Genomic DNA, 25,165 nt, shown 5'->3' on the forward strand with positions numbered 1-25,165 from the left:
GCGTCAGCGGAAGAGACGGACGGGTACCAGGGCCCAGACGACCTTCCCGGCCGCGGTGGCGCGGACGCCCCAGCCGTGGGAGAGCTGGTCGATCAGCCGCAGCCCGTGCCCGTTCCCGGCCGCCACCCGCTCGATCGCCGGGTCTTCGTCGGACACCTCGACCAGCAGGCCACGCCGTTCGCGGGTGATCCACAGGCGCGACGGCCGTCCGGTGTGCCGGTAGGCGTTGCCGACGAGTTCGTCGACCACCAGCAGCAGCGCCCCGAGCAGCTCGCCCCGCGGCAGCCCGAAGCCGAGGCAGTCGGCGACGGTCGCGCGCACCCGCCGCGGCAGCGGCCGCGTGGTGAGGTCGAGCGTCAGCTCCGCGGACGTGGCCACCCGCAGGCTGAGCCAGTCCACGACCCGCGCCCACTCCGGTGGGAGCGGCTCGAGGTCCTCCGAGCCCGCCGTCTCGGCCATGCGCACCCGCCCTCCGTGCCGTCACCCCTCGCCAGGGGTTCGGGGCCGCCGGGCCACCGGATGGGTCGGTGGTGGCCGGCCGGAACGGGACCCGGGCAGACTGGACCCGGTGATCGGACGCGAGCTGACAGCGCAGGCGGTGGTCGACCGCGAGATCCCCGCCGAGCCGCGGATCTCCCCGGACGGCCGCTGGGTGGCCTTCGTGACGTCGCCGGTCGGGCGTGCGGGCCGGCACCGGTCGAGCACCCTGTGGCTGGCCCGGGCCGACGGCAGCGAGCCACCCCGCCCGCTGACCCCGGGCACGGCGGACGATTCCGGCCCGAGGTGGGCAGCGGACTCGGGGTCGCTGTTCTTCCTCTCGGACGCGGCGGAACGCGGGGTGGCTCAGCTGCACCGGATCGGGGTGAGCGGAGGGGCGGCCGAGCGTCTGACGGACCTGCCTGGCGGGCTGACGGCTTTCGCGCCGCTGCCGGACGGAACCGCGGTGGCGCTGATCGCCCCGGGTGCGGGGGACTCGAGCGCGGATCCGGAGGCCCGCCCGGCCCAGGCCGGACCGCCCGCCGCCGCGTCCGAGGCGGCGCGGCCGGTCGCGAGTTCCAGCGGTGCGGCGGTCGCCGGCACGGCCGCGCCGGCCGGCGGGACCGTCGCCGAGCCCGGACCGTCCGCGCCCGGCGATGCCCCGCGCCCGGACGCCAAGCCCCGCCCCGACCGGCTGTGGCTGCTCGACCTCCCCGCCCGCACGCTCCGCCCGCTCGGGCACCTCGGCCACCGCCACGTCCGCGAAGCCGCCCCCAGGCCGGACGGGCGCGTGCTCGCCGTCCTCACCTGGGCGACGGCCGAGCGGGAGGGGGTCTTCGAGCCCGGGCTGTTCCTCGTCGACGTCGCCACCGGGGCCACCGAAGACCTCGGCGCCCCCGCGCTCGAAGCCGCCGACCTCGTCTGGTGGCGCCACGAAGACGCCTGGCAGCTCGGCTACCGCGGCCTGACCCCACCCGGCCTGGTGGGCGGCAACGCCGTCTTCGCCGTGCCCGGCCACCGGAACCTCACCGCGGGCGCCACCTCCTGCCCGATCGAACTCGCGCAGGCCGCCGGCCCGCTCGCGTTGTTCGCCGACGGGCTGGACACCGTGGTCCGCCGGCTCGATCCCGCCACCGGGACCTTCGCCGAAGTCGAGCGGGCCCGTGGCTCCCTGACCGGGCTCAGCGTCAGCGACGTCGGTACCTTCGCCGTCGTCGCGAGCGCCGGCAGCGAACCCGAGGAGGTCCGCACGCGGGGCAAGATCAGCCGGACCGCGCCCACGGGGATCCGCTGGGGCGCTCAGGAACGCTTGGCTTACCGGGCCGAAGACGGCACCGCGCTCGACGGGCTGCTCGTCCTCCCGCCCGGGAAAACGCGAGCAGGCGGGCCGTTCCCGCTGGTGACCCTCGTGCACGGCGGCCCGTACGACCGCTACGCCGACCGGTTCCACCTCGGCTGGTACCCCTCCGCCCAGTGGCTCGCGGCCGCCGGGTTCGCGGTGTTCCTGCCCAACGCGCGCGGCGGTCTCGGCCACGGCCACGACTTCGCGCGCAGCATCGCCGGAGACGTCGGGGGCGGCGAATTCACCGACGTGCTGACCGGGATCGACCTCCTCGTCGAGGAGGGCGTCGCCGACCAAGACCGGCTCGGGGTCGGGGGCTGGAGCCACGGTGGCTTCTTCGCCGCGTGGGCCGTCGCGCACACCGACCGCTTCAAGGCCGCCGTCGTGGGGGCGGGGGTCATCGACTGGCCGCTGCTCGCCGCCACCGGGGAGCACAGCCGGTTCGAAGCCGCACTGGGCGGGAAGCAGCAGAGCCCGATCACCCACGCGCACCGGATCCGGACGCCGGTGCTCATCCTGCACGGCGAGGACGACACCAACGTCCCGCTCTCGCAGGGCGAACTCCTGCACCGCGCGCTGGAGGACCGCGAGCACGAGTTCGTCGGCTACCCGGGGGAGAACCACTCGATCCGCGGCCGCGACCACCAGATCGACGTCCTGCACCGCACGCGCGAGTGGTTCTCCCGGTGGCTCACACCTGTTCGCCCAGCTTGAACTCCGCCTCCCCGGTGCTGAAGGAGAACCCGTCCGCCCCGATGGTGACGTCGGCTTCGCGCGGCTCGGACCGGGCGAGGACCGGCTGGAGCGCGCCGTCGAGGTCCAGCACCGGCGACGCGTCGGTGTACCAGCTCGGCACCACCGGGTTGCCCCACCAGTCGCGGCGCTGGTTGTCGTGGACGTCCCAGGTGATCACCGGGTTGTCCGGGTCGCCGGTGTAGTAGTCGTGGGTGTAGATCTCGATGCGGTGCCCGTCGGGGTCCCGCACGTACAGGTAGAACGCGTTCGACACGCCGTGGCGGCCCGGGCCGCGCTCGATCGTGCCGGACTTCCGCAGGGCGCCGAGGTGGTCGCAGATGTGCAGGATCTGGTGCCGCTCGTGCGACGCGAACGCGATGTGGTGCAGCCGCGGGCCGTCGCCGCCGGTCAGGGCGACGTCGTGGACCGTCGGCTTGCGGAACAGCCAGGCCGCGTACACCGTGCCCTCGTCGTCCTGGATGTCCTCCGAAACGCGGAAACCGAGGCCCTCGTAGTACTTCCGGGCCGCCGGGACGTCCGGGGTGTCCAGGTTGAAGTGGTCGAGCCGGGACAGGGCCCCGGCGCCGTGGACGTCGTAGCGCTGCGTGAACCGCTCGACGTGCTCGGCGTCGTGGAAGAACTCCACCGGGAACCCGAGCGGGTCGGTCACCCGCACCGCCTCGCCGATGCCGCGCGTGGCACCGGCCGGGCGCCGCTCCACCCGCACGCCCAGCGCGCGGTAGTACTCCTCGGCCAGGTCGAGGTCGCCGGGTGTGCGCACCCGGTAGGCCAGCACGCCCAGCGCGGCCGTGGGTCCCTTGCGCAGCACCAGGGAATGGTGCAGGTACTCCTCGAACGCCCGCAGGTACAGCGCTTCGTCGTCTTCGTGCGTGACGACGAGGCCGAGCACGTCGACGTAGAACGCCCGTGACGCGGCCAGATCGGTGACGACGAGCTCGGCGTACGCGCAGCGGATGACGTCCGGCGGCGTGGCGGTCATGACTGTCCTTCCTGGACGGTGCCGAAGCGGGCGGTGTGCACCGGCCCGAGTGAGACGTGGATCGCCTGCTGGTGGGTGTAGAAGTCGAGCGAGCGGTAGCCGCCTTCGTGGCCGAGGCCGGACGCCTTGACCCCGCCGAACGGCGTCCGCAGGTCGCGGACGTTGTGCGAGTTCAGCCAGACCATCCCGGCCTCGACCGACTGCGCGAAGGTGTGCGCCCGCTCCAGGTCCGACGTCCACAGGTAGGCGGCCAGGCCGTACTTGACGTCGTTGGCCAGCGCCAGCGCCTCGGCTTCGGTGTCGAACGGCGTCAAGGCGACCACCGGCCCGAAGATCTCCTCCTGGAAGATCCGCGCGGTGGACGGGACATCGGCGAACACCGTCGGGGCCACGTAGTTGCCGCTGTCCGAACCGGACGGACGGCCGCCGCCCGCGAGCAGCCGGCCCTCGGACTTGCCCAGCTCGACGTAGCGCATCACCTTGGCGTAGTGCTCGGGGTGCACCAGCGCGCCGACCTCGGTGGCCGGGTCGTGCGGGTCGCCCACGACGATGTTCCGCGCCCGCGCGGCGTACCGGGCGCAGAACTCCTCGTAGATCGGGCGCTCGACGAGGATCCGGCTGCCCGCGGTGCAGCGTTCGCCGTTGAGGGAGAACACGCCGAAGAGCGTCGAGTCGAGCGCGGCGTCGAGGTCGGCGTCGGCGAACACGATGGCCGGGGACTTGCCGCCCAGCTCCATCGACATGCCCTTGAGGTGTGCCGCGCAGTTGCGGTAGATCGTCTGCCCGGTCGTGGTTTCGCCGGTGAACGAGATCAGCGGCACGTCCGGGTGCTTGACGAGCGCGTCGCCCGCCTCCTCGCCGAAGCCGTTGACCAGGTTGAACACCCCGTCGGGCAGCCCGGCGCCGGCGAAGATCTCGGCCCACAGGCTCGCCGAGAGGGGGGTGAACTCGGCCGGCTTGAGCACCACCGTGCAGCCCGACGCCAGCGCCGGGGCGAGCTTCCAGCTCTCCAGCATGAACGGCGTGTTCCACGGCGTGATCAGCCCGGCGACCCCGACCGGCTTGCGGTGCACGTAGTTCACCTGCCGCCCGGGCACCTGGTAGGTGTCGTCGGCCTGCGCGACGACGAGGTCGGCGAAGAACCGGAAGTTCTCGGCCGCGCGCTGCGCCTGCCCGAGCGCCTGGGTGATCGGCAGGCCGGTGTCGAACGTCTCCAGCTCGGCCAGCCGCTTGTCCTGCGCTTCGACGGCGTCGGCGATCTTGGTGAGCACCCGGGCCCGGGCGCGCGGGAGCAGCCGCGGCCACGGGCCCTCGGTGAACGCCTTCCCGGCCGCGGCGACCGCGCGGTCGACGTCTTCGGCCTGGCCCGCGGCGGCGGTCACGTACGGAGTGTTCGACACCGGGTCGAGCACGTCGAACGTCTTGCCCGACACGCTGCCGACGAGCTCACCGCCGATGTAGTGCTTGAGCTCGCCCGGCAGTCCTTCCGGGACGTAGTGGGTCATGCCTTTCCTTCCACGGTGAAGCCTTCGACCGGCGAGAGGTACTTCGCGCCTTCGGCCATGAGGTCCTTGATGCGGGCGATGCCGGACTCGGTCGGGGTGATCAGCGGCGGCCGCACGTGCCCGGACGCGATCAGCCCGCGTTGTTCGAGCACCCACTTCCCGGGCGCCGGGTTGGTTTCGACGAACAAGAGGTCGACCAGCGGGTGCAGGCCGTAGTGGAGCTCCCGGGCCCGCTCGTGGTCGCCGGACTGCCAAGCCGTGTACATCTCCGCGCACGCGGCCGGGGCGATGTTGGCCGTCGCGCTGACGAACCCGGCGCCGCCGAGGGCCAGCAGCGGCAGGCACAGCAGCTCGATCCCGGACCACACCAGCAGGCTCCGGCCGCACAGGTGCAGCACGCGGGAGAAGTGCTCGAAGTCCTTCGTCGTCTCCTTGATCCCGACGAAGTTGCCGCACGAGCGGAACAGCCGCGCGACCGTTTCGGGGGCGAGGTCGACCGCGGTGCGGCTCGGCACGTTGTAGGCGACGATCGGCAGGTCCGGGAACTCGCGGCAGACCGTGCGGTACCAGACGAACAGCGCGTCCTGGGTGGGCCGCGCGTAGTACGGCGTGATGACCAGCGCGGCGTCGATCCCGGCGTCCTGGGCGAGCGCCGTCAGCTCCAGCGTCTCGTCGAGCTTCGCCGAACCCGTGCCCGGGACGAACGGCACGCGGTCGCCGACCGCGGCGGCCACCGTCCGGATCGCCTCGGCGCGTTCGGCGACGGTCTGCGAACCGGGTTCGCCGGTGGAGCCGCCGATCGAGATGCCGTGCGAGCCCGAGGCGAGCTGCCAGCGCACGAGGTTCTCGAGGCCGGCGTGGTCGACGGCCCCGTCGGCGGTGAACGGCGTCATCAGCGGCGCGATCGACCCGCGGATGGCCTGGGGGTCGGAGCGGAATCGCATGGGTTTCCCTTCTTGCGTCAGTGGCGGCGGTAGGCGAGGAACGCGTCCAGGGTGGCCAGCCGGTGGGCGCGGACGGCCTGCTCGACGTCGGCGGCGGGCGCGCCGCTTTCGAGCAGGCCGAGGATGGTTTCGTGCTCGGCGACCGACTCGCGGGCCCGGCCGGGCACGAAGCTGAACGTCGAGGTGCGCAGGCCGCTCAGCCGGTCCCAGCCGCGCCGGACCAGGTCGAGGACCTGCGGGTTGGGGCAGGCACCGAACAGCACGGCGTGGAAGTCCCGGTTGAGCCCGGTGAACCGGGCCGGCTCGAAGTGCCCGAGGCAGTCCGCCAGCTCGGCGTTGAGCGCCCGGGCCTCGGCCAGCGCGCCGGGCGGGAGGACCGGCGCGGCGAGCGCGGCGGCGTACCCCTCGACCAGCGCGAGGGTCTGCATCGTGTACTGGTACTCGCTTTCGTCGACCATCGCGACCTGCGCGCCGACGTTGCGCTCGAAGGTCACCAGGCCTTCGGCTTCCAGCAGCCGGATCGCTTCGCGGATCGGGACGACGCTGACGCCGAGCTCCTGGGCGAGCTGGCCGAGGACGAGGCGGTAGCCGGGGGAGAAGGTGCCGTCGGCGATCCGGGCCTTGATCCACTCGTAGGCGATCCGCGACTTGCTCATCGCGGTGCCGTTCACCGTTTCGCGAGCCATGCGGCGTACCTCCCGCGCCAGTGCCCGTCCATCGGGTAGAGGCCCTCGACGCGCTCGCCCGCGGCGACCTGCTCGGCGATGAACGTCTCCTGCAGCTCCTGCTCGATCGCCGCGTCGACGACCTCCTCGACCAGGTCCGGGGGAATGACCAGGACACCGTCGCCGTCGCCGGCGATCACGTCGCCGGGGCACACCGCGGCGCCGCCGCAGGCGATCGCGACGTCGACGTCCCACGGCACGTGCCGCCGGCCGAGCACCGCGGGGTGCGGCCCGGCGTGGTAGGTGGGGATGTCCAAAGCGGACACCGCGGCCAGGTCGCGGACCCCGCCGTCGGTGACGATCCCGGCCGCGCCGCGCACCTGGGCCCGCAGCGCGAGGATGTCGCCGACGGTCCCGGTGCCGCGTTCGCCGCGGGCCTCCACGACCAGGACGTCGCCGGGGCCGAGCGCGTCGATCGCGCGCTTCTGCGCGTTGTAGCCGCCGCCGTGGGACTTGAACAGGTCTTCGCGGTAGGGCAGGTACCGCAGGGTCCGCGCGCGGCCGGTGAGCCGGGCGCCGGGCCGGGTCGAGGTGAGCCCGTCGATCGACACCGCGTCGTAGCCGCGCTTGCGCAGCTGGGCGGACAGCGTCGCGGTGCCGACGGACTCGATCTTCGCGCGCAGCTCCGGCGTCAGCTCGAAGCCGGGCTCGGCGGTCCCGTACGCGTCCGCCCGCTGCTGCTCGTCCGCGCGGGGGAGCGCGCCGAACGGTCCGAAGGGGACGGTCCCTTCGGCGATCGGCGTCACGAGCCGCCCGGTGGTGTGCCCGTTGCCGTCGACCTCGACCTCGACGACGTCGCCGGGGACGGCGACCGAAGCACCCGCGGGGGTGCCGGTCAGGACGACGTCGCCGGGTTCGAGGGTGATCAGCTGCGAGAGGTCGGCGACCAGCCGCCCGAAGTCGAAGAGCAGGTCGCCGGTGGTGTCCTCCTGGACCAGTTCGCCGTTGACCCAGGTGCGCAGCCGCAGCGCGGCCGGGTCGACGTCGGCGGCGGGCAGGACCACCGGCCCGAGCGGGGTGAAGCCGTCGCCGCCCTTCGAGCGCAGGTTGCTGCCCTTGTCGGCATAGCGGAGGTCGTAGACGCCGAAGTCGTTGGCCGCGGTGACGCCTTCGACGTAGGACCAGCCGTCCTCGGGGGACACGCGGCGGGCGGTACGGCCGATGACCAGTGCGATCTCGCCTTCGAAACCCAGCAGTTCGGTGCCCGCCGGGCGGTCGAGCGCGGCGCCGCTCGCCGCCACGGACGTCGGCGGCTTGAGGAAGTACGACGGCTGCGCCGGCACCCGGCCGCGCTGGGCGGCGCGGGAGCGGTAGTTGAGGTGCAGCGCGATGATCTTGCCGGGCCGCTGCGGAAGGGTCGTCATCCGTGGTCCTGCCTGCCGGTTCGAAGAAGGTATCTTAAATAATATACGATCTGTGGCGCGGGGAAACCCCCTTTCACCCGCCGTAGTGGAGCCAGACGGACTTCGTCTCGGTATAGGCGTCGAGCGCCCAGGGGCCCATTTCGCGACCCCAGCCGGACGCCTTGTAGCCGCCCCACGGCGCCGCCATGTCCGGGATCGGGGGCATGTTGACGAAGACCGCGCCGGCCCGGATGCCGTCGGCGTAGCGCTGGGCCGTGCGCAGGTCGCGGGTCCACACCGTGGCCGCCAGGCCGTACTCGGTGTCGTTGGCGCGGGCGAGCGGCTCGTCGCCGTCGTCGTAGGCGGTCACGGCCAGGACCGGGCCGAAGATCTCCTCGCGCATGATCGCCATGTCGTCGGTCACGCCGGCGAACAGCGTGGGGGTGTAGAAGTAGCCGTCGCCGTCGACCGGGTTCCCGCCGGTGACCAGGTCGGCGCCCTGGTCGCGGCCGGTGCTCACCAGGAAGTCGACGTGTTCGCGGTGCTTCGCCGAGACCAGGGGCCCGAGCTGCGTGGTCTCCTCGGTGCCCGGTCCGAGCCGCAGGCCGTCCAGGCCGCGCGCCATCTTGTCGACGAACTCCTGCTCGCGCTTGCGGTCGACGTAGAAGCGCGTGTACGCGGCGCAGACCTGGCCGGTGTTGAGCGTCGCCCCGGCGAGGTTGCCCGCGACGGCGGCGTCGATGTCGGCGTCGGCCGCGATGATGCTCGGGGCCTTCCCGCCGAGTTCGAGGGTCAGCCGCTTGAGGTTGGACGCCGCGCTCGCCGCGGTGATCAGCTTCCCGACGGCGGTGGACCCGGTGTAGGAGACGTGGTCCACGTCCGGGTGCTCGGTCAGCAGCGCGCCGACGGCGCCGTCGCCGGTGACGAGGTTGACCACGCCCGCCGGGATGCCGGCTTCGTGGACCAGCTCGACCAGGCGGATGCTGGTCAGCGGCGTCACCTCGCTGGGCTTGATCACCACCGTGTTGCCGGTGGCCAGCGCCGGCGCGAGCTTCCAGGCGAGGATCATCAGCGGGAAGTTCCACGGCGTGATCAGCGCGTTCACCCCGACCGGCTCGCGGCGGGTGTAGTGCAGGGTGTCGGGGAAGGACACCGGGTTCGTGGTGCCCTGCAGCTTCGTCACCCAGCCCGCGAAGTAGCGGAAGTGCTCGGCCGTGCCGGTCACGCTCACCTGCCGGGACACCCCGATCGGCTGGCCTTGGTCGAGCGTCTCCAGGCGGGCCAGCTCTTCGTGGTGCCGCTCGACGAGGTCGGCCAGCCGGAACAGCAGCGCGGCGCGCTGGACCGGGAGGAGCCCGGCCCACGCGGGTGCGGTGAGCGCGCGGCGGGCGGCCGAGACGGCGGCGTCGACGTCGGCCTGTGAAGCCGTGCCGACCTCCTCGAGGATCCGGCCGGTGGCGGGATCGCGGGTCGGGAGCGCGCCGCCGCCGGCCTCGGTCCACTGTCCGTCGATGCAGAGGCGTGTCGCCATCCCGTTGTCCTCCTCGGCCTGGGGTGAGCCGAGTATCGGGCGGCCGGGCGCCGCGGGTCTTGTCCGCTCCCGCACGCCCGTTGACCGACCGCGAAGGGATGCCGCCGGGCCGCCGGTGCGCGCGTCAGGCTGGGCCGCATGGACGTGATCGTGGTGGGCGCCGGCTCGGCCGGTTCCGTGGTGGCGCGGCGGCTGGTCGACGCGGGCGCGGCGGTGACGCTGCTGGAGGCCGGCGGGGAGGACGTCAACCCGGCGATCCACGACCCCGCGCGGGCCGGGGAGCTGTGGCACGGGCCCGAGGACTGGGACCTGTACACGGTCCCGCAGGAGCACGCGGCCGGCCGGCGGCTGCACCTGCCGCGGGGCAGGGTCCTCGGCGGCTCGCACGCGCTCAACGCGATGATCTGGGTCCGCGGCGCGCCCGCCGACTACGACGGCTGGGGCTTGCCCGGCTGGCACTGGGCCGACGTCGAGCCCGTGTTCGACCGGATCGAAACGGACCTCATCGACGTCGTCCCGAACGAGCCGCTGCACCCGGTCCAGCAGTCCATTGTGGACGCCTGTCGCTCGGTGGGCCTGCCGCTGAACCCGGACTGCAACCGCGGGCACCTGGACGGGGTGTCCGTCGAGCGGATCACGCTGCGCGGCGGGCGGCGCTTCACCACGTGGCACGCCTACGGTGCGCCGGTGGCCTCGCGGATGACCGTCCACACGGGAGCGCTGGTGCACCGGCTGCGGTTCTCCGGCTCCCGCGTGACCGGTGTGGAGGTGTCCGTCGACGGGGTGCCGCGGGAACTCTCGGCGGACCTGGTCGTGCTCGCCGCGGGCGCGCTCGCCTCGCCGGCGATCCTGCTGCGCAGCGGCGTCGGCCCGGCGGACGAGCTGGCGGCGCTCGGCGTCGACGTCGTCGCGGACCTGCCGGGGGTCGGGCGCAACCTGCACGATCACCTGCTCTCCCCGGTGCTCTTCTCGACGTCCCGCGAAGTCGTGCCGGAACCCGGGCGGCCGGTGACGCAGGTGCACTGGTTCTGGCGCAGCCGGGCCGGGCTCGCGGTGCCCGACACCCAGCCGATCTGCTTCAGCGTGCCGATGTACGAGCCGTGGATGTCCGGGCCGCCGACGGGGTTTTCGCTGATGGCGGGGATGGTCTCGCCGGAGAGCCGGGGAAGCCTGCGGCTGGCCCCGGACGGCTCGCCGCTGATCGACCTCGCGGCGTTGTCCGCGCCGGCGGACCTCGAGAGCCTGGTGGCCTCGGTCGAGCAGTGCCTCGCGGTCGGCCGGGCCCCGGCGCTGGCGGAAGAGTGGGGCGCGCGGCCGCTGTACCCGGCGCCGGGCGACGACGTGCGCGAGTACGTCCGCCGGACCGCGATCACGTACCACCACCAGGTCGGCACGTGCCGGATGGGCACCGACGCAGCGGCGGTGGTGGACCCGCGGCTGGCGGTGCACGGCCTCGACGGGCTGGTCGTCGCCGACGCGTCGGTGCTGCCCCGGGTGACGACGGGCAACACCAACGCCCCGGCGGTCCTGGTGGGCGAGCAGGCCGCGCGGTTCATCCTCCGGAGCTGAGCAGCCGGCGGAGCCAGGAGGACCGCGCCGCCAGCGCCGCGCGGGTCACCTCCGCCTCCGGGGCGAAGCGGTCGAAGCCGTGGTGCGCGCCCGCCCAGACGTGCAGCTCGGTCGGGACTCCCGCCCGGGCGAGCCGCTGGGCGTAGGCCACGTCTTCGTCGCGGAACAGCTCCGCCCCGCCGACCTCGACGAACGCCGGCGGCAGGCCGCCGAGGTCGGTCATCCGCGCGGGAGCCGCGTACGGCGAGGTCTGCCCGGCGAGCAGGCTCCGCCAGCCGAAGTCGTTGGCCTCCCGGGTCCACACCAGATCCGGGAGGTCCGCCGACGTCCGGTCGTCGAGCATCGGGCACAGCAGCAGCTGCCCGGTCAGCGCCGGACCGCCCCGGTCCCGCGCGAGCAGCGCGACTCCCGCGCTCAGCCCGCCGCCCGCGCTGCCGCCGCCCACGATCAGCCGCGCGAAGCCGAACGTCTCCGCGAACCACACCAGACCGGCGTAGCAGTCTTCGAGCGGGACCGGGTGCGGGTGCTCGGGCGCGAGCCGGTACTCGACGGTCGCGCACACGAACCCGAACTCCTCGATCAGCGGCACCAGCCGCGGCAGGTCGGCGAAGCGGTCGTCGAGCACCATGCCGCCGCCGTGGATGCTGTACAGCCCGGGCGCGTCCGGCCGCGCGTGCCGGGGGCGCAGGACCGTCACGGCCACACCGCCCTCGAGCACGTGGTCCGACCACACGATGTCGCGGCCGCCGATCGCCTCCTCCGGGGTGAGGTTGCGCAGGGACGCGCGGACTTCGGCCAGTGTTTCCTCGGACAGCTCGATCACGGGCCCTCCGGGTCGACGGCGTCCCGGTCGGCCCAGAACGGCTCCACCAGCGCGCGCAGCTCCGCCGCACCGACCCGCTCGGCGAGCGAGACGGCGGCGAGGTTGTCCTCGAGCTGCTTGACGCTGGTGGCGCCGAACAGCGTCGTCGTGTTCGCCGGGTGCGTGAGGGTGAACGCCAGGCACAGCTGCGCCGGCGTCGCCCCGACGCTCTCGGCCACCTTCGCGAGGTCCGCGGCCGAGTCCGCGATCCGCTGCCGGACGTCCCCGGGGTCCCGGCCGACCTGGCGGCCGCCCTTCCCGAGCAGCACCCCGCCCTCGAAGACGTCCGAGGACTGGAGGGAGACGCCGAGGGAGAAGATCGAGGCGAACGGCGCACCGTCCGGAATGGACCGCCGGGCCACGCTGTACTTCAGCTGGGCGATCGCGGGGCCGGGAACGCCGTCGGCGGCGGCGAAGTCGTGGACCGCCTTGATCGCCGAAGCCGACCAGTTGTTGACGCCCCACTGCCCGATCAGGCCCGCCGAGTGCAGCGCGGCGAGGTCGGTGACGAGGGCGTGCAGGTCGGTGTCGGCACGGCGGAGGTCGCCGAGGACCACCAGATCGGCGTGCGAGACGCCGGCGCGGAAGAAAGCGTTCTCCAGCTGCGCGCGCAGGCTGTGCTCCGGGTAGCCCTCCAGCCACAGCTTCGCCGACAGCAGGTAGTCCTCCCGGCGCAGGCCGGCGGCCCGGACCATCGCGGAGAACAGCACGTCGGTGAACACCGGCGGCGCGCCGGGCAGGCCGTACACGCCGACGTCGAACAAGGTGATGCCGGCGTCGATGGCCGTCTGCAGCAGCGAAACGGCTTCGCGGAAGTCCATCCGGTCGTAGGTGTGCCAGGAGCCGAGGGACAGGACACCGGTGGCCGGCCCGTCGCGGCCGATGCGGCGCTGGGGGATGCGCACGAAAACCCTCCTAGGGCAGTCGGGGGTCGATGACGGCTTTGAGCTCGCCGAGCCGGGACATCGACTCGACGGCGGCGGACGCGCCGGTCAGCCCGACCGGCGCGCTGAACAGCTCGTGCCACGGCATCCGGCCGGCGAAGGCGCGGAAGAACTCGACCGAGCGGTGGTAGTCGGCGATGTCGCCGTTGAGCGAGCCGGCGATGGTGAGCTCCTTGCCCATCACCGTGCCCAGCGGCACGGGGGCGGGCACCGGGCCGGTCGACCCGACGATCGCGACCGTCCCGCGCTGGGCGGCGAAGGCGACGGCCTCCTCGCCGATCGTCGGCCCGCCCGCGAAGTCGAAGACGTGGTCGGCGCCGCGGCCGCCGGTCAGCTCGCGCACCCGCTCGATGCGCTCCCCGGGGGTGGAATCCACCGGAACCGTCGCGGTGGCCCCGAACCGCTCCGCTGCGTCGAGCCGGTCCGCCGGTCCGCCGACGGTGATCACCACGCCGGCGCCGCACAACCGCGCTACCGCCGTGGCGAACACGCCGAGCGCACCCGCGCCCTGGACCACGACCGTCGCGTTCGGACGGATGCCGCCGGACCGGGCGACCGCGCGCAGCACGGTCTTGCCCGCGCAGCCGGACATCGACGCCCACGTGTCCTCGACGTCGCCGGGCAGCAGCAGCTTCGCCGCACCGGGCGTGACGTAGCAGTAGCGGGCCAGGCCGCCGGTCGCGTAGGGGAACCGGTCGGAGCGCTGGAGGAAGCCGTAACCGCGGCGCTCGCAGGCGACCGGCTCGCGCAGGATCGTGCAGCCGTGGCACTTCCCGCACGTCGACTCGGACCAGCCGATGCGGTCGCCGGGCGAGATGTCGCGGCCGAGGGTGTCGGTGGTGCCGGGTCCGGTGGCGACGACTTCGCCGACCATTTCGTGGCCCAGCACCATCGGCAGCATGCCGGGGAGGCGCATTCCCCCCGACCAGAGGTGGACATCGGTGCCGCACAACGTGGTGCAGGTGAGCCGGACCAGGGCGGCGCCGGGTTCCGGCTCCGCCGGCAGGGGGAGTTCGCGCAGTTCGAGGGGTGCGCGGTGGCCGGTGAGAACGGCGGCCTCCGTGTGGGTGGGCAGGGCCATCTTTTTAGTCTACAGTCGTGGAAGAAAAAGTCCAGATCCGGGAGGAAACCATGACGGCGCACCGGATCCACCCGGCGGACCTGGTGGTCCACGGCGGGGTGGTGCACACCTTCGGCCCGGCCGGCACGGTGGCCGGCGGCCTCGCCGTCCGGGACGGCCGCGTCGCCGAGGTGGGCGACGACCTCACCGCCCACATCGGACCGGACACCGAAGTGCTGGACCTCGCCGGGCGCACGGTCTTGCCGGGCATCAACGACGCGCACCTGCACGCGACCTGGCTCGGCGCCCGCTGGCCGCACCCCCTGCTCGGCGCCCCGCACGAGGAAACCCCGGTGGTCACCGGCGAAGACCGCCGGGCGGCGATCCTGCGCGCCGGCGACGTCTGCGCGGCGCTCGGCATCACCAGCTACACCGAACCCGGGCTCGGCCCCGGCGAAACCGGGTGCTTCTCGGCGGCCGTCCTGGACGAGTACGCCGCCCTGCACCGCGAGGGCCGGCTGCGGGCGCGGGTCACCGTGCTGCGCCTGTTCGGCCTGCTCGACGGCGCCAGCTCGCTGCCGGACTTCGCCCGTGGCCTCGCCACGCCGGTGCCGGCGGCGGATCCGGAGTGGCTGGCCGTGCCCGGCGTCAAGATCTTCGCCGACGGGATCCCGCCGATGCGGACCGCGTGGACCCACCACTGCTACGCCGACGGCACCCACGGCACGCTGCTCGTCGACGGTCCCGACGACGGCGAGCGCGCGGCCAACCTGGCGGCGATGATCTCCCTGGCGCACGACGCCGGTCTGGTCGTCGGCGTCCACGCGACCGGCGAACGCAGCATCGAAGCGGCGCTGGCGAACCTGCGGGCCGGTGACCACCTCGTGCACGGCGACCTCGTCACCCCGCCGCAGCTGCGGCGGATGGCCGAGCGCGGTGTCGGGCTGACCACGCAGCCCGCGATCGCCACCGCGATGCGGCCGATGGTCGCCACCGCGCTCGGCGACGACGTCGCGGCGAAAGCCTGGCCCCTGCGGGAAATCCTGGACCTCGGGGTCCGGCTGACGTTGAGCAGCGACGCACCGGTCGTCACGCCGGACTGGCGGGTCCACCTCGCGGCGGCGGGGGAGCTGCTGGGCGCGCGGGGTGTCACTCCCGAGCTGACCGCGCGGCTGCTTCGCTGCTACACCACCGAGGCCGCCGCGCAGGACGGTTCCGCCGCCTGGAAGGGCTTTCTCGCGCCGGGCATGGCGGCGGACTTCTGCGTCCTGGCGGCCGACCCGCTGAGCGTCGCGCCGGCGGACCTGCCGTCGGTCACCGTCGAGCTGACCGTGACCGGCGGCCGGATCGTTCACAAGGGGTAGTCAGGTCAGCAGCTGGCCGCCGTCCACCGCCAGGCTCACCCCCGTGATGTGCCCGGCGGCGGGCGAGGCCAGGAACACCACCGACGGCACGACGTCGCCGACGGAGGCGATGCGGCCCAGCGGGATCCGGGCCTCCCAGGCCGCGCGGGCGGCGGTGTCCGCGGCGAACCCGGCGGTCATCGGTGTCAGCACCGGCCCGGGCGCGACGGCGTTGACCCGGATCCCGTGCGGCGCCAGTTCCAGGGCCGCGGACCGGGTGAGCGCGTCGACCGCCGCCTTCGTCGCTTCGTAGTGCCCGAGCCCGGGCGTCGGCTGCCGCGCGCCGATGGAGGAGATGTTCACGATCGCGCCCCGCGTGCCCGAGGCGACCATGTGGGCGCCGACCGCGCGGGTCATCAGGAACGTGCCGCGGAAGTTGACGCTCAGGCACCGGTCGAGCACCTCGATCGGCAGGCCGGTCAGCGGACCGCCGCCTGCCGCCAGCCCGGCGTTGTTGACCAGCACGTCCACCGGCCCGAACCGGCTCGCGACGAGCGAAACCGCGGCGTCGACCGAGGCCGGGTCCGCGATGTCGAGCTCGATGTGTTCCGCGCCGATTTCCCGGCCGGCGTCGTGCGCCGCCCGCGCGTCGACGTCAGCGACGACGACGCGGTCGCCGGCTGTGAGAAAAGCTTCGGCGACACCCCGGCCGATCCCGCTCGCGCCGCCGGTGACCACCACGATCCGTGTTTTCATTCTACAATCGTAGATGAAAGATGTGCTGCGGCGAAAGGAAAACCCGTGCTCGGAAGATCCGCCTTCGGTCTCGGCTCCTGGAACACCTGGGACCGGATGGACTTCGGCGACGCCGTCCGGCTGCTCAAGACCGCGTTCGACGCCGGCGTCACGTTGTTCGACGTCGCCCACTACGACTTCGGCCCGCACGCCGAGAACTCCCGCACCGACATCCTCTTCGGCGAGGCCGTGCGCGAGGCCGGGATCGCCCGCGAGGACTACGTGCTGTGCGGCAAGCTCTGGCTGTGGGACTACCCGCGCAATGGCTTCGCCGGGCAGCTCGAGACGTCGCTGGGCCGGATCGGCACCGACCGCGCCGACCTCGTCGTGGTGGGGGACTACCGGGAGCGCCCGGACATCCCGCGCGTCGTCACGGAGGTCGCGGAACAGATCCGGGCGGGCCGGATCGGTGGCTGGGGCGTCAACAACTGGCTCGCCGCCGACCTCGACCAGGCGCTGGCGTTCGCGGACCGCGAAGGCCTTCCGGGACCGGAGTTCGCGCAGCTGAAGTACTCGATCGCCCGCCGTTCGATGGCCGAGGGCGAGCCCTACCGCAAGCACTTCGACGCCAGACGCCTGGCACTGCAGGCGTCCGACGTCTTCGAAGGCGGCGTCCTGCTGGGCAACGCTGAGCCGGCGCGGAAGATCGGGGCGGACGTCGGTGGCATCCGATCATCCATCGTGGACGCTTCGGCCGAACTCGCCACGATCGCGGCGGAGTTCGGCGCCACCCGCGCCCAGCTGGCGCTGGCGTTCTGCCTGGCGTACGAGCCGGTGGCGAACGTCCTGTTCGGCGTGAGCCGGGCTGCGCAGCTGAGCGACAACCTCGGCGCGCTCCTCCTGGCCCGCGAACACGGCCCCGAGATCCGCGCGGCCCTGGCCCACCTCCACCTCGACCACGACGTGAACCCCGACGGCTCCTGGTGACGGCCCCGGGCCGCACTTTCACGTGAAAGTGCGGCCCCGGCCGGTCAGGGGGTGTCGAGGAAGGTGAGGGCGGCGGTGCGGAAGGGGGCGCCGCGCAGCGCGCCGCCGTGGTCGCCGGGGACCACGAGGAGGTCGCTGCCCGGGACCAGGGGGACGAGGGTTTCGATGCCCTGGCTGACCGGGTCGTCCCGGCCCGCGACGAACCGGGTCGGCACGGTGACGGTCCCGATCCGCGGGGCGAACGGCTCCCGGCGCAGGCCCTCGACGCAGCGGACGAGCGCCACCGGGTCCCGGCCGGGGGCGGTGATCATCCGGGCGATCGCCGCCGTCGGCGGGTCCGCGGGCAGCCGCCCGCCGCGGGCGAAGGCCAGTGCCGCTTCGACGTCGACCGCGCCGAACGGCTCGTGCGGGCTGAGCCCGCCCAGCACCAGCCGCCGGACGGGCAGCAGCGCGGGCAGCTCCCACGCCAGCCGCGCGCCGAGCGAGTAGCCGACGACGTCCACTTCGGACACGTCACCGACCGCGATGGCGAGTTCTTCGGTGATGGCCTTCGGGGTGGTGTCCGCCGGTGCCGGGCTGGACCCGTGGCCGGGGAGGTCGGGGACCAGCACCGGGCGCCCGGAGGCGACGAGCGCCGCCGGCCAGCCCGTGCTGACCCAGTCGGTGTGCCCGTCGGAGGCGAAACCGTGCAGGAGCAGCACCGGCGGGCCGGCGGGCGGCCGTTCGGGGGCGAACCGGCGCACGGCGAGGGAGGTGACGGTCAAGGAGATCCTTTCTCACGAAGCACGGCGGAGGCGCTGCAGCTCGCCGAGCGTGCGGGCCCGCGCGTCGACGGCGATCCGCAGCGCGGAGCCGATGAGGTTGAGCAGGAGCACGCAGAGCATGATCGTCACGCCCGGCACGATGACCAGCCACGGCGCGACCACCAGGTAGGACCGGCCTTCGGCGATCATGTTGCCCCAGGTCGGGGTGGGCGGGGCGATGCCGAGGCCGAGGAAGCTCATCGCGCCGTCGACCAGCATCGCGGCCGCGGCGAGGATGACGACCTGGACCAGGGCCAGCGGCAGCACGTTGGGGAACACGTGCACCAGCAGGATCTTGCCGCGGCTCATCCCGGACACCCGCGCGGCGCCGATGTACTGGCGCCCGGCGATGCCGAGCACCCGGCTGCGGATGACGCGGGCGGTGAACGGCGTGAAGATCACCGTCAGCGCGATCAGCTCGGTCCAGATGCTCGCGCCGAGCGCGATGGCCAGCGCCATCGCGAGGATGATCGCCGGGAAGGACATCCACGCGTCCATCAGCCGCATCAGCACCGCGTCCGCGGCCCGGTAGAAGCCGCTGACCAGCCCGATCACCATGCCGGAGAACGCCGCGCACAGCGTGATCAAGGCGGACAGCCCCAGCGACGCGCGGCCGCCGGACACCAGCCGGGCCAGGACGTCCCGGCCGAAGGAGTCGGTGCCGAGCGGGTGCGCGCCCGACGGCGGCAGCAGCCGGTGCACCGGGTCGGTCGCGCTGACGCTCGGCAGGAAGAACGGCAGCACGAGCACGGCGAGCACGATCAGGCCGAGCAGCACCGCGCTGACCACCAGGGTCCGGTTGCGCCGGAACGCCCGGGCCGCGCGCCGCGGCGGGGGAGCGTCCACTGTGGACGCGGGTTCGGCGACGGCCAGGCTCATGAGACACGCACCTTCGGGTCGAGCAGCGCGTACGACAGGTCGACCAGCAGGTTGACCACGACGAACAGCACCGCGACGAACAACGTCACGCCTTGGATCAGCGGGAAGTCGCGAGTGGACACCGCGCCCATGAGGAGGTGACCCAGCCCCGGCACCACGAAGATCGACTCGATGATCACGATCCCGCCGACCAACATGGCGAAGTTGCTGCCCAGCTGCGTCACCAGCGGCATCAGCGCGTTCGGCAGGACGTGCTTCAGCAGCACCCGCCGTTCGGGCAGGCCCTTGACGCGCGCGGTGCGCAGGTAGGCCAGCGGCAGCTCGCCGAGCACGCTCTCGCGCAAGGTCAGCACGAACAGCGCCGTCTGCCCGATGACGAGCACGGTCACCGGCAGCACCAGCGCGGGCACCGCGGCCACCGGGTCGGTCAGCAGGTCGTGGTACCCGCTGGAGGGGAACCAGCGCAGCGTCACCGAGAACACGAGCACGAGCACCAGCGAGATCCAGAAGTCCGGCATCGCCATGCCGAGCGAGGACAGCCGGTCGAGCGCGCGGGCCGCCGGGTTGCGCGGCGACACCGCCTGCCACGCCGTGATCGCGACCGACAGGAAGAAGCTGATCACCGTGGACAGCACGGCCAGCGTCAGCGTCGGCACGATGTGCGCGGCGACGACGGCCAGCACCGGCTGGTGGTAGGTGATCGACGTCCCGAAGTCGCCGCGCACCACGTGCCCGGCCCAGCTGAGGTACTGCTGCCAGAGCGAACCGTCCAGGCCCATGCTCGACCGCAGCGCGGCGACGTCGGCCGGGCGCGCGGTGGGGCCGAGGATGGCCTGCGCCGGGTCGCCCGGGATCAGCCGGATGACGAAGAACATCATCGTGCCGACGATGACCAGGATGATCAGCAGGTCGCGCAGCCGGCGCAGCAGCACCCCGGTCATGCGGCCAGCCAGGAGTTCCAGAAGACCCGGTAGAAGTCGCCGTAGCCCTTGAGCCGCGGGGTGTAGGCGGCGTACAGCCGGGACTGGCTCAGGGTGATCACCGACAGCTGCTTCCAGGTGAAGGCCTGGAGCTTGTCGATGACGGCCTTCGCCTGCTCGGGCGTCGTCGAGGCGTTGAACTCGGCCATCAGCCCGTCGAGCTCGGGCGACGACGAGCCGTTGAGCGTGCCGAGGGTGAGCGCCGGCATCTGGGCGGGTGAGGTCAGCGAGGAGTCGAAGAACAACGTCGTGATGTCCCAGCCGCCCGGGTCCTTGGTCAGGGTGCCGAGCATCGTGGCGAAGTCGAACGTGTCGATCTTGGTCTGCAGCCCGATCTTCCCGAGCGCGTCCTGGATGAGCACGGCCCACTTGCCGAACTCGGGGTAGGAGTTGGTCGTGACGATGTGGATCGTCGCGCCCGCGGTGACGCCGGCCTCGGCGAGCAGCTGCTTCGCGCGGGCCGGGTCGTGCTGCTTGTAGACGTCGTCGCCGGCGGTCGAGTAGGACGCCTTGTTGTCCGGCGAGGCGAAGGCGCCCGTCTCGATGGTCAGGTCCTTGCTGCCGCCGGTCGCGGCATTGATGGCGGGCTTGTCCAGCAGCAGGTTCAGCGCCTGGCGGGCCCGCGGGTCGGCGAACTTCGAGCCGGGGTTGAAGTTGGGGATGACGACGTTCTCGTTGCCGCCCGGCAGGTTGCGCACCACCAGGTTCGGGTTGGCCTTGAGCTGCTCGTACTGGTCGTTGGCCGGCATCGCGTGGTCCCACTGGCCGGTCTGCAGGCCGTTGATCAGCGCGTCCTGGTCGCCGACGACCTTGTAGGTGACCGTGTCGAGGTAGGCGTGCTTCGCGCCGGCCTGGCCACCCCAGTCCTCTTCGGAGCGGGACTTGTAGCCGTCGTAGCGCTCCAGCACCAGCTGCTGGCCGATGTCCCAGCTCTTCAGCTTGTACGGGCCGGTGCCGATGGCCTTGTCCTGGCCGAACCCGGTGGCGGGCAGGCCGGCGAGGTTCTTCGCCTCGTAGATCTCGGTGCCCGCGCCGGCCAGCTCGTCGATCAGCGGGTAGCGGGGCCGCTTGAGCTTGATGCTCACCGTCGCCGGGTCCGGCGCGGTGATCGCGTCGATGTCCGGGGTGACGAGCTGCCCGGTGCGGTGGCTCTTCTGCCAGCGCTGGAGACTTGCGACCACGTCGTCCGCCGTCAGCGGGGCGCCGTCCTGGAAGGTGACGCCCTGGCGCAGCTTGAAGGTGTAGGCGAGCCGGTCCGGGCTGGTGGTGAACGTGTCGACGAGCATCGGCCGGGCGACGAAGTGCTGGTCCACTTCGAACAGCTTCTCGTACATCATGTTGCCGATCTGCGCGGTCACCTGGCCGGGGTTGGCGACCATGTCGAGCGACTGCGGATCGGTGGGGACGGCGACGGTGAGGTTGCCGCCGCGGACCGGTGGCCCGTCGGCGGCCGTCGTGGTGCCGGCACTGCCCATGCAGCCGGCGAGCAACGTGGCCGCGGCGGCGAGGGCGGCGAGCAGAGGAGTTCTCTTCATGGGCGCGTCGATCCTGTGTGGGGGAGGGCGGGCAGGTCGGGGTTGGCGGCGAGCAGCCGCCGCGTGTAGTCGTGCCGCGGGGAAAGCCGGATCTCGTCGGGGGTCCCGGTTTCGATCAGCTCGCCGCGGTACATCACGCCGACGCGGTCGGCGACCGACAGCACGAGGCTGAGGTTGTGGGTGATGAACAGCAGGCTCAGCGTTCGGGTGCGGCGGAGGTCCAGGAGCAGGTTCATCACCTGGCCCTGGACGGAGACGTCGAGCGCCGAGGTCGGCTCGTCGGCGACGATCAGCTCGGGCCCGGCGGCGATCGCCCGGGCGATGGAAACGCGCTGGCGCTGGCCGCCGGACAGCTGCGACGGCAGCTTCCCCGCGGTGTCCTTCGGCAGGCCGACCTCGTCGATCAGCTCGGTGACCCGCCGGTCCAGTTCGGCGCCGCGCAACGGGGTCAGCTCCTTCAGCGGCTCTGCGATGATCCGCGCGGCGGTGTGGCGGGGGTCCAGGGAACTCTGCGGGTCCTGGAAGATGAGCTGGACGCGACGGCGGAACGCGCGCTCGTCCCCGAGCAGCCCGGCCGGCGTGATCCCGTGCGCGCCGAAGGCGATGGTGCCCGACGACGGCGGTTCGAGCGCGGTCACCAGCCGGCCGAGGGTGGACTTGCCGGAGCCGGATTCGCCGACCAGGCCGAAGAACTCGCCCGGCGGGAGCTCCAGGGAGACCTCCCGCACCGCGTCCACCCGGCGTCCTTTCCGGCCGTACACTTTGGACACCGCGGTCAGGGTGAGCGGCGGTCCTTCGGGCGCCCGTTCGGGACGCGGCCGGAGAACGCGGGTTTCGACGGCTTCGGTCGCTTCGCCCGCCATCGCCGATTCGAGCAGGGCGGGGGAGATGGTCGGGAAACCGTCCCGGCGGCTGACTCCCGGCTGCGGCACGCACCCGAGCAGCGCCCGGGTGTACGGGTGCCGCGGCCGGGTCAGGACTTCGTCGCGCGAGCCGACCTCGACCAGGCGGCCGCGGTACAGCACCGCGATCCGGTCGGCGACCTGCGCGGCGACCCCCATGTCGTGGGTGATGAACACGCAGGCGGTGCCGTGGTCGCGGCGCACGCGGTCGAAGAGCGTGAGGATTTCCGCCTGCGTGGTGACGTCGAGGGCGGTGGTCGGTTCGTCGGCGATGAGCAGGTCGGGGTCGGCCATCAGGGCCAGCGCGATCATCACGCGCTGCTGCATGCCGCCGGACATCTGGTGCGGGTACAGCCGCAGGATCCGGCCGGTGTCGGTGAGCCCGACCTCGGTCAGCAGCCGCCGGGCCTTGGCTTCGGCGCGCTTGCGCAGCGGGCTGCCGCGGCGGGCGGCCTGCCCGGGCAGCGACCCGGGTTCGCGGTAGGCCTCGGCCAGCTGCGCGCCGACGCGGCGGCTCGGGTTGAGGGAGTCGAGCGCCTCCTGGAAGATCATGCCGATCCGCGGGCCGCGGTAGGCGCGCATCGCGTCGGCGGGCAGCTTCGTGACGTCCACGCCGTCGACCGCGATCTCGCCGCGGGTGCGGACGGGGGCGACGAACTCGAGCAGGCGGATGATCGACAGGGCGGTCACGGTCTTGCCGCTGCCGGACTCGCCGACCACGCAGAGCGTCCGCCCCCGCCCGAGATCGAGGGAGAGCTCCCGCACGAGTTCGCGCTCGGTGTCGTCGGTGACGACGCCGACGGTGAGCTCCCGGATTTCGAGCAGCGTCATGGATTCCCCTTCCTCGCGCCCGCCGCGAGGGGGCGGGCCGGACTGCCGGGCACCGGCAGGGGTAGTTCTACGCATGTTGACACTGGCGCCATGCGGTGTCAATGGTTTTATTCTACAAACGTAGGAAGTTGAAACATCACGGCTTTTTGTTGCTGTGCGGGGGAAATTCGGCACTGGACTCTTTTATCTACGGATGTAGAGTGTCCGCGTCGAACAAAAGGAGGACGACGTGACGACCAGACCCGCCACGCCCGAACGGATCGTGGACATCGCGGTCGGCCACATGGCCGCCCAGCAGCTCTTCGCCGCCAACCGCATCGGCCTGTTCCCCGCACTGGCGGCCGGCCCGCTGACGGCGGGGGAGCTGGCCGGGTGCACCGGCAGGCCCGAAAAGACCGTCCGGATCCTCGGGGACACCCTCGCCGCGCTCGGCCTGCTGTCCCGCGTGGACGGTCGCTACGCGCTGACCGCCGACACCGCCGCGTACCTCGGCGGCGAAGGTCTGGACCTCGCGCCGTTCCTGACCTTCCTCGAAACGATCAGCTACCCGCACTGGCAGCAGTTCCCGCACACCGCCGACACCGGCGAACCCGGCGAGCTCGACCTCGGCGGCGACCGCTGGGACACCTTCCTGGGCGGGGTCATGGTGTATAACGCCCTACACGCTCGGATGCTGGCGGGCGAATTCGACTTCACCGGCTACAAAAACCTCCTGGACCTGGGCGGGCTCTCGGCCGAGTTCGCCCTGCGGGCCCTGCGGGCGAACGACGTGCTGCGGGCGACGTTCGTCTACGACCCGCGGTCGGTCCCGTCGGTCACCGAGGCGGTCGCGGAGTTCGCGGACCGGACCACCGTCGTCGGCGCCCCCACCCCGGACGCCGAGCCCGCGGGGGAGTTCGACCTGGTGATGGTGAACCACGTGGTCCACCGGTTCTCCGTCGACGAGAACCGGGCCGTCCTGCGCCACGCCCGGGCCGCGGCGGCGCCGGGCGCGCGGTTGCTGCTGCTCGACTTCTTCCTGGACGACGACCCCGCGCCGCGGGCGCTCGACGCGCTGCACGCGGGGGAGTACCTGGTCATCGACGGCACGGTGGTGTACCCCGAAGCCGACGTCCGCGGCTGGCTGTCCGCCGCCGGCTGGCGCCCGGTGGACCGGCTGACGCTGCCGGGCTCGCCGCGGGTGCTCGTCGCGGAGGCGGTGTGAGCACCGGTCTCGACCCCGCCGTGCGGGAACTGCTGGACCGGGCCGCGTCGGCGCCGGTCCCCGACCGCCCGCCGACGGCGGTGGAGCTGCGGGCGGCGTTCGCGGCCTCCCGGCCGCAGCCGGGCCCGGCGGCGCCGGTCGCGTCGGTGACCGACCACTGGGTGCCGGGGCCCGGCGGAGTCCTGCGCGTCCGCCTGTACCTGCCGGACGCGCCGGGCCCGGTGCCGGTGTTCGTGTGGATCCACGGCGGCGGCTGGACGATCGGCTCGATCGACGAGAACGAGGTCGCGTCGCGCGCGGTGTGCTCGGCGGCGTCGGTCGCGGTGGCGGCGGTCGAGTACCGCCTCGCGCCCGAGGACCCTTACCCGGCCGCGCCGTCGGACTGCTACGCGGTGCTGGAATGGCTGGCCGCGGGCGGTGCCGGCCCCGCGGTTTCGCCGTCGCGCCTCGCGGTCGGCGGGGAGAGTGCCGGGGGCAACCTGTCCACGGTGGTCTCGCTGATGGCCCGCGATCGCGGCGGCCCGCCGATCGCGGCCCAGGTGCTGATCTGCCCGGTGTCCGGCCACCCCGACGACGGCCATCAGTCCTATGTGGACTACGCGACCGGCTACGGCATGACGGCCGACGCGATGCGGTTCTTCTTCGCCCAGTACGCCCCCACCGCGTCGGATGACCCGTACGTGCTGCCCTCCCGGTCCCGCGACCTCTCGGGCCTGCCGCCGGCGCTGGTGCTGACGGCCGAGTACGACGTCCTGCGCGACGAAGGGGAGGCGTTCGCGCGGCAGCTGGCCGAGGCGGGGGTGGCGGTGGACGTGCACCGGTACGAGGGCCAGATCCACGGGTTCTACGGGCTGTACACGGACCTGCCCGCGTCCCCGCGGTCGCACGCCGAAGTGGCGGCGTACCTGAAGGGGATCTTCGCCTGAGGG

22 protein-coding genes are annotated in these 25,165 nt (G+C 73.0%); 6 read left to right on the forward strand and 16 right to left on the reverse strand.

What is annotated here, in order from left to right; translation table 11 throughout:
* Window positions 1-3: 3 nt before the first annotated feature.
* Window positions 4-459: an ATP-binding protein gene (locus AB5J73_RS35175; protein WP_370963118.1), complete on the reverse strand. Its 456-nt coding sequence runs from the start codon at window positions 457-459 to the stop codon at window positions 4-6.
* A 109-nt stretch (window positions 460-568) separates the two neighbouring features.
* Here AB5J73_RS35175 and AB5J73_RS35180 point away from each other — a divergent pair, with 109 nt between their 5' ends.
* Window positions 569-2,533 (forward strand): prolyl oligopeptidase family serine peptidase, encoded by a 1,965-nt coding sequence (locus AB5J73_RS35180; RefSeq protein WP_370963119.1) that lies wholly within the window; start codon window positions 569-571, stop codon window positions 2,531-2,533.
* Here the strand turns inward: AB5J73_RS35180 and hpaD are convergent.
* From hpaD to AB5J73_RS35210, 6 genes are all read right to left on the reverse strand, one after another.
* Window positions 2,511-3,554 carry a 3,4-dihydroxyphenylacetate 2,3-dioxygenase gene (gene hpaD / locus AB5J73_RS35185; RefSeq protein ID WP_370963120.1) on the reverse strand — a complete coding sequence of 348 codons (1,044 nt, stop codon included), beginning with the start codon at window positions 3,552-3,554 and terminating at the stop codon, window positions 2,511-2,513. The genes AB5J73_RS35180 and hpaD overlap by 23 nt on opposite strands.
* Window positions 3,551-5,059, reverse strand: a complete 1,509-nt coding sequence (gene hpaE, locus AB5J73_RS35190) for a 5-carboxymethyl-2-hydroxymuconate semialdehyde dehydrogenase (RefSeq protein WP_370963121.1) — start codon at window positions 5,057-5,059, stop codon at window positions 3,551-3,553. Before hpaE ends, hpaD begins: the two co-directional genes overlap by 4 nt.
* Window positions 5,056-6,003 carry a 4-hydroxy-tetrahydrodipicolinate synthase gene (gene dapA / locus AB5J73_RS35195; protein WP_370963122.1) on the reverse strand — a complete coding sequence of 316 codons (948 nt, stop codon included), beginning with the start codon at window positions 6,001-6,003 and terminating at the stop codon, window positions 5,056-5,058. The genes hpaE and dapA overlap by 4 nt, the downstream gene beginning before the upstream one ends.
* Before the next feature lie 17 nt (window positions 6,004-6,020).
* Window positions 6,021-6,689: a GntR family transcriptional regulator gene (locus AB5J73_RS35200; RefSeq protein ID WP_370963123.1), complete on the reverse strand. Its 669-nt coding sequence runs from the start codon at window positions 6,687-6,689 to the stop codon at window positions 6,021-6,023.
* On the reverse strand, window positions 6,671-8,092 hold the full coding sequence (locus AB5J73_RS35205) for a fumarylacetoacetate hydrolase family protein (RefSeq protein WP_370963124.1): 1,422 nt from the start codon (window positions 8,090-8,092) through the stop codon (window positions 6,671-6,673). Before AB5J73_RS35205 ends, AB5J73_RS35200 begins: the two co-directional genes overlap by 19 nt.
* 73 nt (window positions 8,093-8,165) lie before the next feature.
* Window positions 8,166-9,602 (reverse strand): aldehyde dehydrogenase, encoded by a 1,437-nt coding sequence (locus AB5J73_RS35210; protein WP_370963125.1) that lies wholly within the window; start codon window positions 9,600-9,602, stop codon window positions 8,166-8,168.
* A 138-nt stretch (window positions 9,603-9,740) separates the two neighbouring features.
* Between AB5J73_RS35210 and AB5J73_RS35215 the strand changes: the two genes are divergently transcribed.
* Window positions 9,741-11,171, forward strand: coding sequence for a GMC family oxidoreductase (locus AB5J73_RS35215; RefSeq protein ID WP_370963126.1), 1,431 nt, complete (start codon window positions 9,741-9,743; stop codon window positions 11,169-11,171).
* On the opposite strand, the gene AB5J73_RS35220 is transcribed toward AB5J73_RS35215, so the two are convergent.
* Genes AB5J73_RS35220 through AB5J73_RS35230 form a run of 3 tightly spaced genes read right to left on the reverse strand, consistent with a single transcriptional unit; the run spans window position 11,155 to window position 14,052 of the window.
* Window positions 11,155-11,994 (reverse strand): alpha/beta hydrolase, encoded by an 840-nt coding sequence (locus AB5J73_RS35220; RefSeq protein WP_370963127.1) that lies wholly within the window; start codon window positions 11,992-11,994, stop codon window positions 11,155-11,157. The genes AB5J73_RS35215 and AB5J73_RS35220 overlap by 17 nt on opposite strands.
* The gene (locus AB5J73_RS35225) at window positions 11,991-12,938 is read right to left on the reverse strand and encodes an aldo/keto reductase (RefSeq protein ID WP_370963128.1); all 948 of its coding nucleotides are present in this window, start codon (window positions 12,936-12,938) and stop codon (window positions 11,991-11,993) included. Before AB5J73_RS35225 ends, AB5J73_RS35220 begins: the two co-directional genes overlap by 4 nt.
* A 10-nt stretch (window positions 12,939-12,948) precedes the next feature.
* On the reverse strand, window positions 12,949-14,052 hold the full coding sequence (locus AB5J73_RS35230) for a zinc-binding dehydrogenase (protein ID WP_370973427.1): 1,104 nt from the start codon (window positions 14,050-14,052) through the stop codon (window positions 12,949-12,951).
* A gap of 23 nt (window positions 14,053-14,075) precedes the next feature.
* Here AB5J73_RS35230 and AB5J73_RS35235 point away from each other — a divergent pair, with 23 nt between their 5' ends.
* Complete coding sequence (locus tag AB5J73_RS35235) at window positions 14,076-15,401, forward strand: amidohydrolase (RefSeq protein ID WP_370963129.1); 1,326 nt, start codon at window positions 14,076-14,078, stop codon at window positions 15,399-15,401.
* On the opposite strand, the gene AB5J73_RS35240 is transcribed toward AB5J73_RS35235, so the two are convergent.
* On the reverse strand, window positions 15,402-16,136 hold the full coding sequence (locus AB5J73_RS35240; RefSeq protein ID WP_370963130.1) for an SDR family NAD(P)-dependent oxidoreductase: 735 nt from the start codon (window positions 16,134-16,136) through the stop codon (window positions 15,402-15,404).
* A 45-nt stretch (window positions 16,137-16,181) separates the two neighbouring features.
* Here AB5J73_RS35240 and AB5J73_RS35245 point away from each other — a divergent pair, with 45 nt between their 5' ends.
* On the forward strand, window positions 16,182-17,102 hold the full coding sequence (locus AB5J73_RS35245; RefSeq protein WP_370963131.1) for an aldo/keto reductase: 921 nt from the start codon (window positions 16,182-16,184) through the stop codon (window positions 17,100-17,102).
* Window positions 17,103-17,146: 44 nt separating this feature from the next.
* Here AB5J73_RS35245 and AB5J73_RS35250 read toward each other — a convergent pair whose 3' ends face one another.
* The 5 genes from AB5J73_RS35250 to AB5J73_RS35270 all read right to left on the reverse strand — a co-directional run bounded on the left by AB5J73_RS35250 (window position 17,147) and on the right by AB5J73_RS35270 (window position 23,032).
* Window positions 17,147-17,803: an alpha/beta fold hydrolase gene (locus AB5J73_RS35250; RefSeq protein WP_370973429.1), complete on the reverse strand. Its 657-nt coding sequence runs from the start codon at window positions 17,801-17,803 to the stop codon at window positions 17,147-17,149.
* A gap of 75 nt (window positions 17,804-17,878) precedes the next feature.
* Window positions 17,879-18,784 (reverse strand): ABC transporter permease, encoded by a 906-nt coding sequence (locus AB5J73_RS35255; RefSeq protein WP_370963132.1) that lies wholly within the window; start codon window positions 18,782-18,784, stop codon window positions 17,879-17,881.
* Window positions 18,781-19,725, reverse strand: coding sequence for an ABC transporter permease (locus AB5J73_RS35260; RefSeq protein ID WP_370963133.1), 945 nt, complete (start codon window positions 19,723-19,725; stop codon window positions 18,781-18,783). The genes AB5J73_RS35255 and AB5J73_RS35260 overlap by 4 nt, the downstream gene beginning before the upstream one ends.
* Entirely contained in the window at window positions 19,722-21,299 is a 1,578-nt protein-coding gene (locus AB5J73_RS35265) for an ABC transporter substrate-binding protein (protein ID WP_370963134.1), read from the reverse strand. The genes AB5J73_RS35260 and AB5J73_RS35265 overlap by 4 nt, the downstream gene beginning before the upstream one ends.
* Window positions 21,296-23,032, reverse strand: coding sequence for a dipeptide ABC transporter ATP-binding protein (locus tag AB5J73_RS35270; protein WP_370963135.1), 1,737 nt, complete (start codon window positions 23,030-23,032; stop codon window positions 21,296-21,298). Before AB5J73_RS35270 ends, AB5J73_RS35265 begins: the two co-directional genes overlap by 4 nt.
* A 229-nt stretch (window positions 23,033-23,261) precedes the next feature.
* On the opposite strand from AB5J73_RS35270, the gene AB5J73_RS35275 reads away from it, so the two are divergent.
* Window positions 23,262-24,236, forward strand: coding sequence for a methyltransferase domain-containing protein (locus AB5J73_RS35275; RefSeq protein ID WP_370963136.1), 975 nt, complete (start codon window positions 23,262-23,264; stop codon window positions 24,234-24,236).
* On the forward strand, window positions 24,233-25,162 hold the full coding sequence (locus AB5J73_RS35280; protein WP_370963137.1) for an alpha/beta hydrolase fold domain-containing protein: 930 nt from the start codon (window positions 24,233-24,235) through the stop codon (window positions 25,160-25,162). The genes AB5J73_RS35275 and AB5J73_RS35280 overlap by 4 nt, the downstream gene beginning before the upstream one ends.
* Window positions 25,163-25,165: the final 3 nt, after the last annotated feature.

The organism is Amycolatopsis sp. cg9, assembly GCF_041346945.1.
Lineage (GTDB): Bacteria > Actinomycetota > Actinomycetes > Mycobacteriales > Pseudonocardiaceae > Amycolatopsis.